Origin of the sequence: Nocardia beijingensis NBRC 16342, from assembly GCF_001612785.1 — a bacterium.
GTDB classification, from domain to species: domain Bacteria; phylum Actinomycetota; class Actinomycetes; order Mycobacteriales; family Mycobacteriaceae; genus Nocardia; species Nocardia beijingensis.
In genome coordinates this window covers 1-6,781 of the sequence record NZ_BDBC01000056.1, presented here as the reverse complement: position 1 = coordinate 6,781, position 6,781 = coordinate 1, and the positions used below count along the sequence as shown (strand labels likewise).

General features: G+C 70.1%; 8 protein-coding genes. 3 read left to right on the top strand and 5 right to left on the bottom strand.

Features of this window, described 5'->3' with window-relative positions:
• Positions 1–44: 44 nt before the first annotated feature.
• On the bottom strand, positions 45–1,088 hold the full coding sequence (gene glpX, locus NB3_RS27745) for a class II fructose-bisphosphatase (RefSeq protein ID WP_067809270.1): 1,044 nt from the start codon (positions 1,086–1,088) through the stop codon (positions 45–47).
• A gap of 132 nt (positions 1,089–1,220) precedes the next feature.
• On the opposite strand from glpX, the gene NB3_RS27740 reads away from it, so the two are divergent.
• A complete protein-coding gene (locus NB3_RS27740; protein ID WP_067809268.1) occupies positions 1,221–1,787 on the top strand; it encodes a DUF4245 domain-containing protein in 567 nt (188 codons plus the stop codon).
• Positions 1,788–1,975: 188 nt separating this feature from the next.
• On the top strand, positions 1,976–2,473 hold the full coding sequence (locus tag NB3_RS27735; RefSeq protein WP_067809272.1) for a GNAT family N-acetyltransferase: 498 nt from the start codon (positions 1,976–1,978) through the stop codon (positions 2,471–2,473).
• Positions 2,474–2,489: 16 nt separating this feature from the next.
• On the opposite strand, the gene NB3_RS27730 is transcribed toward NB3_RS27735, so the two are convergent.
• The 4 genes from NB3_RS27730 to NB3_RS27715 are packed head-to-tail and all read right to left on the bottom strand — an operon-like array spanning position 2,490 to position 5,080.
• Entirely contained in the window at positions 2,490–2,834 is a 345-nt protein-coding gene (locus NB3_RS27730) for a VOC family protein (RefSeq protein WP_067809267.1), read from the bottom strand.
• A complete protein-coding gene (locus NB3_RS27725; RefSeq protein ID WP_067809265.1) occupies positions 2,831–3,097 on the bottom strand; it encodes an exodeoxyribonuclease VII small subunit in 267 nt (88 codons plus the stop codon). Before NB3_RS27725 ends, NB3_RS27730 begins: the two co-directional genes overlap by 4 nt.
• Position 3,098: 1 nt before the next feature.
• Complete coding sequence (xseA, locus tag NB3_RS27720) at positions 3,099–4,421, bottom strand: exodeoxyribonuclease VII large subunit (RefSeq protein ID WP_084823735.1); 1,323 nt, start codon at positions 4,419–4,421, stop codon at positions 3,099–3,101.
• Positions 4,418–5,080 (bottom strand): lipid droplet-associated protein, encoded by a 663-nt coding sequence (locus tag NB3_RS27715; protein WP_067809261.1) that lies wholly within the window; start codon positions 5,078–5,080, stop codon positions 4,418–4,420. The genes xseA and NB3_RS27715 overlap by 4 nt, the downstream gene beginning before the upstream one ends.
• Positions 5,081–5,363: 283 nt before the next feature.
• Here NB3_RS27715 and NB3_RS27710 point away from each other — a divergent pair, with 283 nt between their 5' ends.
• Positions 5,364–6,374 carry a 4-hydroxy-3-methylbut-2-enyl diphosphate reductase gene (locus tag NB3_RS27710; protein WP_067809259.1) on the top strand — a complete coding sequence of 337 codons (1,011 nt, stop codon included), beginning with the start codon at positions 5,364–5,366 and terminating at the stop codon, positions 6,372–6,374.
• Positions 6,375–6,781 lie beyond the last annotated feature (407 nt).

The window sequence follows — 6,781 nt, the reverse complement described above, 5'->3', positions numbered from 1 at the left end:
AAGAAGGGGCCGCGAACACGCCGCGACGAAGTCGCGGCCAGACATCACGGCAGCGGCGGGACCGCGTGTTCGTCGCCGATGAAATCGACCGAGGAGTATTCGCGCAGCTTGGTCAGGCGGTGGTAGGCGTCGATCATGCGGACCGTGCCGGACTTCGAGCGCATCACGATCGACTGGGTGGACGCGCCGCCGCCGTAGTAGCGAACGCCGCGCAGCAGGTCGCCGTCGGTCACACCGGTGGCGCAGAAGAACACGTTCTCACCGGAGACGAGGTCTTCGGTGGTGAGGACACGGTCGAGGTCGTGGCCCGCGTCGATGGCCTTCTGGCGTTCCTCGTCGTCCTTCGGCGCGAGCATGCCCTGGAGCTCACCGCCCATACAGCGCATCGCGGCGGCGGCGATGATGCCCTCGGGGGTGCCGCCGATGCCGACCAGGATGTCGGTGCCGGAGTCGGGGCGGGCTGCGGCGATCGCGCCTGCGACGTCGCCGTCGGAGATCAGGCGGATGCGCGCGCCCGCGTCACGCACCTGCTGAATCAGCTCGGCGTGCCGGGGGCGGTCCAGGATGCAGACGGTCAGGTCGGACTTCGCGGAGTTCTTGGCCTTGGCGACCCGGCTGATGTTCTCCGCGATCGGGGCGGAGATATCGATCACGTCGGCGGCGTCGGGGCCGACGGCGATCTTGTGCATGTAGAACACCGCGGACGGGTCGAACATGGCGCCGCGTTCGGCGACCGCGAGCACCGAGATCGCGCCGGGCACGCCCTTGGACATCAGCGTGGTGCCGTCGATCGGGTCGACCGCGAAGTCCACTTCCGGGCCGGTGCCGTCGCCGACGGCCTCGCCGTTGTACAGCATGGGCGCCTCGTCCTTCTCGCCCTCGCCGATGACGACGATGCCGCGCATGGACACGGAGCTGACCAGCTGCCGCATGGCGTCGACGGCGGCGCCGTCGCCCCCTTCCTTGTCGCCGCGTCCGACCCACCGGCCCGCGGCCATCGCCCCTGCCTCGGTCACACGGACCAGCTCGAGTGCGAGGTTGCGGTCGGGCGCCTCGCGGCGGCTAGGTGTGGGGGAAGTTGCCGTCATTGCGGGGTGCCTCCTGTGCGTCCGGTACGTACCGGTCAATTGTCTCATTCGATGTGGCACGGCCGTACACCCCTTGCTCCTGGTATCCGGGGTGCAGGGGGTCGCGTCGCCGCGCGAGTGGATACTGGGAGCGTGTCCTACCAAAAGCCGCGCATCTTGAACGACTACCGGGATCTGTTCTGGTCGCTGATCCCGTTGGTCCTGATCGCGCTGGTGTTCGCCGGGCTGGCCAGCCAGTGCAGTTTCGCCGCGAACGGTCCGACGCAGGGTCAGATCCCGCATTTCGACGCGCGCGCGGCGCTCACCGCCGACGCTCGTTCGCTGCCGTTCCCGATCCGCAACCCGGACCTGCCCGCGGATTGGACGCCGAACTCCGGCAGTCGCGAATCCATCGGCGGCAACGGCGGCGGGCCGGTCAGCACGGTCGGCTACATCACGCCGCAGGGCACCTACATGCGCTTCACCCAGAGCAACGCCACCGAGGAGGCGCTGGCCAGGTTCGTGCTCGGGTCCCGGTACGCCAGCGGCACCGAGCAGGTCGGCGACCGGAAATGGATCGTCTACGCCGAGCAGGGGTCGGAGACCGCGTGGATCACCGACCTCGGCCAGTCGCGGGTGCTGATCACCGGCGCGGGCAACCACGCGGCGTTCACCACGCTCGCCCAGGCGATCGCGGCGGCGCAACCGCTGAAGCCCTGAGAATTCGCTTGTCTTCGGCGGCGCGCGTCCGTTAGGTTTCGCGGCGGTACGAGACACGTGCCGAACCGGTCTTCGGAGGTCGATGAATATGGCTGCGCTCAGCCGTATTTCGCATGCCCTTCGCCGGTTCGCGCGCCCCTGATTTCCGGCAGACGCGGACCGGTCTCTTCGATGACCAGGAGTGTCACGTGTCTGTTCCCCTTCCCCCCGAGTTGCGCACCCAACGGCTGATCCTGCGGTCGTGGACCGCCGGTGCGGCGGCGGCCGTGCTCGACGACCACCGTGCCGCCGACTGGGCGGCGGATTTCCCGGCCGACGGCGATCGCGTCATCGCGGGCCTGCTCGCGGCACATCCGGACTGGCTCGGGCCGTTCGGGCACCGGCTCGTCGTCGAGCGCTCCAGCGGGCTGGTCGTCGGCTCGATCGGGCTGTTCTGGCCGCCCGCCGAGGGCGAGCTGGAGATCGGGTACGGCATCGTCGCCTCGCGGCGGGGTCGCGGTTACGCCACCGAGGCCACCGTCGCCATGACGGCGCACGCGTGCACCGCGCCCGGCGTTCGCGCGGTGCACGCCGAGGTGGAGCTGTCGAACCCGTCGTCGGCACGGGTACTGGAGAAAGCCGGATTCACGCGGGTGAGCAGCGCGGACGGCATCGCACGGTTCCGCGCCGCGGCCGCGTCGCGCTGACGCCGCCGGGCCGTCGTCAGCGGTGGCTCACCACGTTGACGACGGTCCCGCTCGGGTCGCGGACGAAGAAGCGGCGTACGCCCCACGCCTCGTCGCGCAAGGAGTAGACGACCTCGGCGCCCGCGGCGGTCACCGCCGCGTACACGGCGTCGACGTCGTCCACCTCCACGCTCATGTCCGGCTGCGGTTGCTCGGCGTCCGGGCCGACGAGCAGGACCTGGGCGGTCGGGTTGGACGGCGAGGCCATCGTCACGACCCACCCCAGGTCCATCGCCTCCTGGAAGCCGAGCAGCCGGTAGAAATCGCGGCTGGCGGCCAGATCGGTGGTGCGTATGTCGGGCGTGGCGCGGCGGATGGTCATTGCCGCTCTTCCAGGTCGGTGCGGTGCAGCGCGTCCTCGACGCGTTTGCGCGCGCCGGCCAGGTGTTCTTCACAGCGGTTGGCCAGCGCCTCGCCGCGTTCCCACAGGGCGAGGGATTCGTCCAGGTCGAGGCCGCCTTGTTCGAGGATCTTGACGACATTGACCAGCTCGTCGCGCGCGCGTTCGTAGCCGAAACCGGCGATCTCGGCGGCGTCGTCGGCCGGGTCGGCGCCGGTTTCGGTGGACTTGCCGGACTCGGCCAAGTCAGTTCCTCCCTGTGTCGGTGTTCTTCGCCCCGAGGGTCTGGGTGCCGAGCGCGGCGGCCGTGACGGCGCCGTCGGCGACCCGGATGCGCAGCTGGCTGCCCGCGGGCGCGTCCTCGATCGAACGCACCACCTCGCGCTGCTTGCCGGTGACCCGCTGCACGACAGCGTAGCCACGGGCCAGCGTGGCGGCCGGGCCGACGGCGGTGAGTTTCTCGCGCAGATGCCGGGTGGCCGTGGCTTCGGTGCGGAGCAACTGCTCGGCGCAGCGCCGCGCCGCCGTGCGCTGGCGTTCCACCTCTTCGCGGCGGCGTTCGATCTCGCGCAGCGGGTCGGCCAGCACGGGCCGCGAACGCAACTGGGCGAGCGCCTTGGTCTCGCGGTCCACCCAGCCCCGCAGGGCGGCGGCGGTGCGTTCGCGCAGTTCACGGATGCAAGCCAGTTCGGCGGCGGCGTCGGGGACGACGCGTTTGGCGGCGTCGGTCGGCGTGGCCGCGCGCAGATCCGCGACGAGGTCGCTGAGTGGATTGTCCGGTTCGTGGCCGATCGCGCTGACGATCGGCGTGGTCGCGGCGACGATGGCGCGGCACAGCGCCTCGTCGGAGAACGGCAGCAGGTCCTCCACGCTGCCGCCGCCGCGCGCGAGCACGATCACCTCGACGTCCGGATGCCGATCGAGTTCGGCCAGCGCGGTGAGCATCTGCGAGACCGCGGTCGGCCCCTGCACGGCGGTGTTGCGGATTTCGAAACGCACCGCGGGCCAGCGATTGCGAGCGACGCTCAGCACATCGCGCTCCGCGGCGCTCGCGCGGCCGGTGATCAGGCCGATGGTGCCGGGGAGGAAGGGGATCGGGCGCTTGAGCCGGGGATCGAACAGGCCTTCGGCGTCCAGCAGCGCCTTCAGTCGTTCGATGCGGGCCAGCAGTTCACCGATGCCGACGGGCCGGATCTCCAGCACGCGCAGCGAGATCGTGCCGCGCCCGGTGAAGAAGGACAGCTTGCCGTAGACGACCACCCGGCTGCCCTCTTGCAGGGGGACGGAGGAGTTGCGGATGAGGTCGGGATCGCAGGTCACCGACAGCGACATGTCGGCGGACGGGTCGCGCAGCACCAGGAACGCGGTGCGGGTGCCGGGCCGGAGATTGATCTGGGTGATCTGGCCTTCCACCCAGATGCTGCCGAGCCGGTCGATCCATTGGGCGACCTTGATGGAGACCGAACGCACCGGCCAGGGGTGCTCGGCGGAGTTGGCCGGTGCGGCGGCGGGTTGGCCGGAGGTGTCCCGGCCAGCCGTCGGCGACGAGGGTGTCCTTGGTTCGGTCACTGGGCCTGCACAGTGGCGATCCGGTTCGTGAGCATGGTCACGAACGGCGCCCTGGCGCGGGTGTGCTGCTCGTACTCCAGCAGCGCGGTGAGGTCGTCGAGCGTCAGCAGGCGCAGGCGGGCGCGCAGCTGGGCCAGGGTCATATTGGCGTAGTCGTAGCGGGTGGCGACTTCCGGTTCGACGATCGCGGTCGCTTCCGGGGCGGGATCGGGATCGGTGTCCGAGTCAGTCGGCGCCGGGTCCGGGTCTTCGGCCGGTGGCTCGCCGATGGGCGTCACCGAGGCGACATGACCGTTGGTCGCGCCGGTGTCGTCGGCGGCGAAGGGGTCCTGCGTTCGGAACGGCTCGGGATCATCGGCGGTGTAGAGATCGAATCGGCTGGTGCGCGGCGTGCCGGGGCCTTGGTCGTCGGCGAGGTCCTCGTCGAAGGTGGCCCACTCCGGCTGGTCGACCGGGCGGTTGGACAAGCGGTCGAAAACCGCGTCGCCCTTCAGAGCCAGACTGGTGACGAACTGCTGGACGTGCATCGTCGTCTGCAGTACCTGACTGATCGCCGTGATCGGGAAATTCATTGCCGCCGTTGGTAGCCGGCGGGATTCCTCGAGGGCGTATACGGCCGCGCCTGCGGCGACCCGGGCCAGAAAGGGTGGTCGAAACATGGTCCTAGCCTGCCCGAAATGGTGTGTTATGCAAAGAAGTGGCGCGCGTCGTTCTGCCGTCCGCCGATTGCGGCGCACCGCCGATCGGCGGGAATCGCGTGGCGGTGTGTTCATAGTGCGGAGAATAGACCCAGGTCCCGGCGTAAGTGTCCGAGACAATCGCGACACCCGGCAGCCGGTACGGTCGTGCCCGTCTTCCCGGCCGCTCGGCGCCCGCGTCGGCCGAGTGTGACGGGCAACTCCCGCACGTGGCGCGATCCAGGGCCGCACGTATCCTGTGGGCATGTCTTCGGCCATTCCCTTGAACGTCGGAATCACCCGATCGGCAGGTGCGGGAAGCGCCGTCGCCGACGGCGGAAAACGCGTGCTGCTCGCGGAGCCGCGCGGGTACTGCGCCGGCGTCGACCGGGCGGTCGAAACGGTGGAGAAGGCGCTGGAGAAGCACGGTGCGCCCATCTACGTGCGCAAGGAGATCGTGCACAACCGGCACGTCGTGGAGACGCTGCGCGAACGCGGCGTGATCTTCGTCGACGAGACCGATCAGGTGCCGGAGGGCGCGGTCGTCGTGTTCTCCGCGCACGGCGTGTCCCCCGCGGTGCACGCGTCGGCCGCCGAGCGCAGCTTGCACACCATCGACGCCACCTGCCCGCTGGTGACCAAGGTGCACCAGGAGGCGAAGCGGTTCGCCCGCGACGACTACGACATCCTGCTGATCGGCCACGAGGGCCACGAAGAGGTCGAGGGCACCGCGGGCGAGGCGCCCGAGCACGTCCAGCTGGTCGACGGGCCCGGCGCCGTGGACCAGGTCAGTGTGCGCGACGAGTCGAAGGTGATCTGGCTCTCGCAGACCACGTTGAGCGTGGACGAGACGATGGAGACGGTGCAGCGGTTGCGCGAGCGCTTCCCCGCCCTCCAGGACCCGCCGAGTGACGACATCTGCTACGCCACCCAGAACCGCCAGGTGGCGGTGAAGGCGATGGCGCCGGAATGCGATCTGGTGATCGTGGTCGGCTCGCGCAACTCGTCGAACTCGGTGCGTTTGGTGGAGGTGGCGCTCGGTGCGGGCGCCAAGGCCGCGTACCTGGTCGACTTCGCCCGCGAGATCGACCCGGCCTGGCTCGACGGCGTCCGCACGATCGGCATCACTTCCGGCGCCTCGGTGCCCGAGATCCTGGTCCGCGGCGTGCTGGACCGGCTGGCCGAGCACGGCTACGGCGATGTCCAGCCGGTCACCACGGCCAACGAGACCCTCGTCTTCGCCCTTCCCCGCGAACTGCGCGACGCTCGGAGCTGAGGCCCGGCCGCGGCGATGGCGCGGTACGTGCTCGGCGGGAGACGCCGTGCGATATCCGGGCTGGCCGCGGCGTGCGGTTCTTGCTCGCGGCGGCGGAAGGTGTGGCCGGTAATGGTTGCGGCCGGGTAGCCGCGGCCTAGCCGGATGTCCTCATACCGAGTGCCGTAGGTCTCGTCCGTGGCGAGTAGATCCGCCGCTGTGCCCGCGTGGGCTTGGGCGCCGGAGTTCGGTACGGACCTCTTCGGACTCGACGACGAACGGCGAACCCGCTTACAGATTCTCCGGCCTGCGTCGTTCCTGGCGGTTCGAATCGCGTTCGCGATAACGCACATTGGGCTGCGGGTGCGGCGGCATATCGCGGCGGCGGCCCGCGCCGCGCGGTGGTTCGCCTTCCGGCCGCGGCATGG

Bases quoted from the DNA above. Each gene is read 5' to 3' on its own strand.
- glpX (WP_067809270.1), bottom strand. From the start codon at position 1,088: ATGACGGCAACTTCCCCCACACCTAGCCGCCGCGAGGCGCCCGACCGC.
- NB3_RS27730 (WP_067809267.1), bottom strand. From the start codon at position 2,834: ATGACCATCCGCCGCGCCACGCCCGACATACGCACCACCGATCTGGCC.
- NB3_RS27715 (WP_067809261.1), bottom strand. From the start codon at position 5,080: ATGTTTCGACCACCCTTTCTGGCCCGGGTCGCCGCAGGCGCGGCCGTA.
- NB3_RS27710 (WP_067809259.1), top strand. From the start codon at position 5,364: ATGTCTTCGGCCATTCCCTTGAACGTCGGAATCACCCGATCGGCAGGT.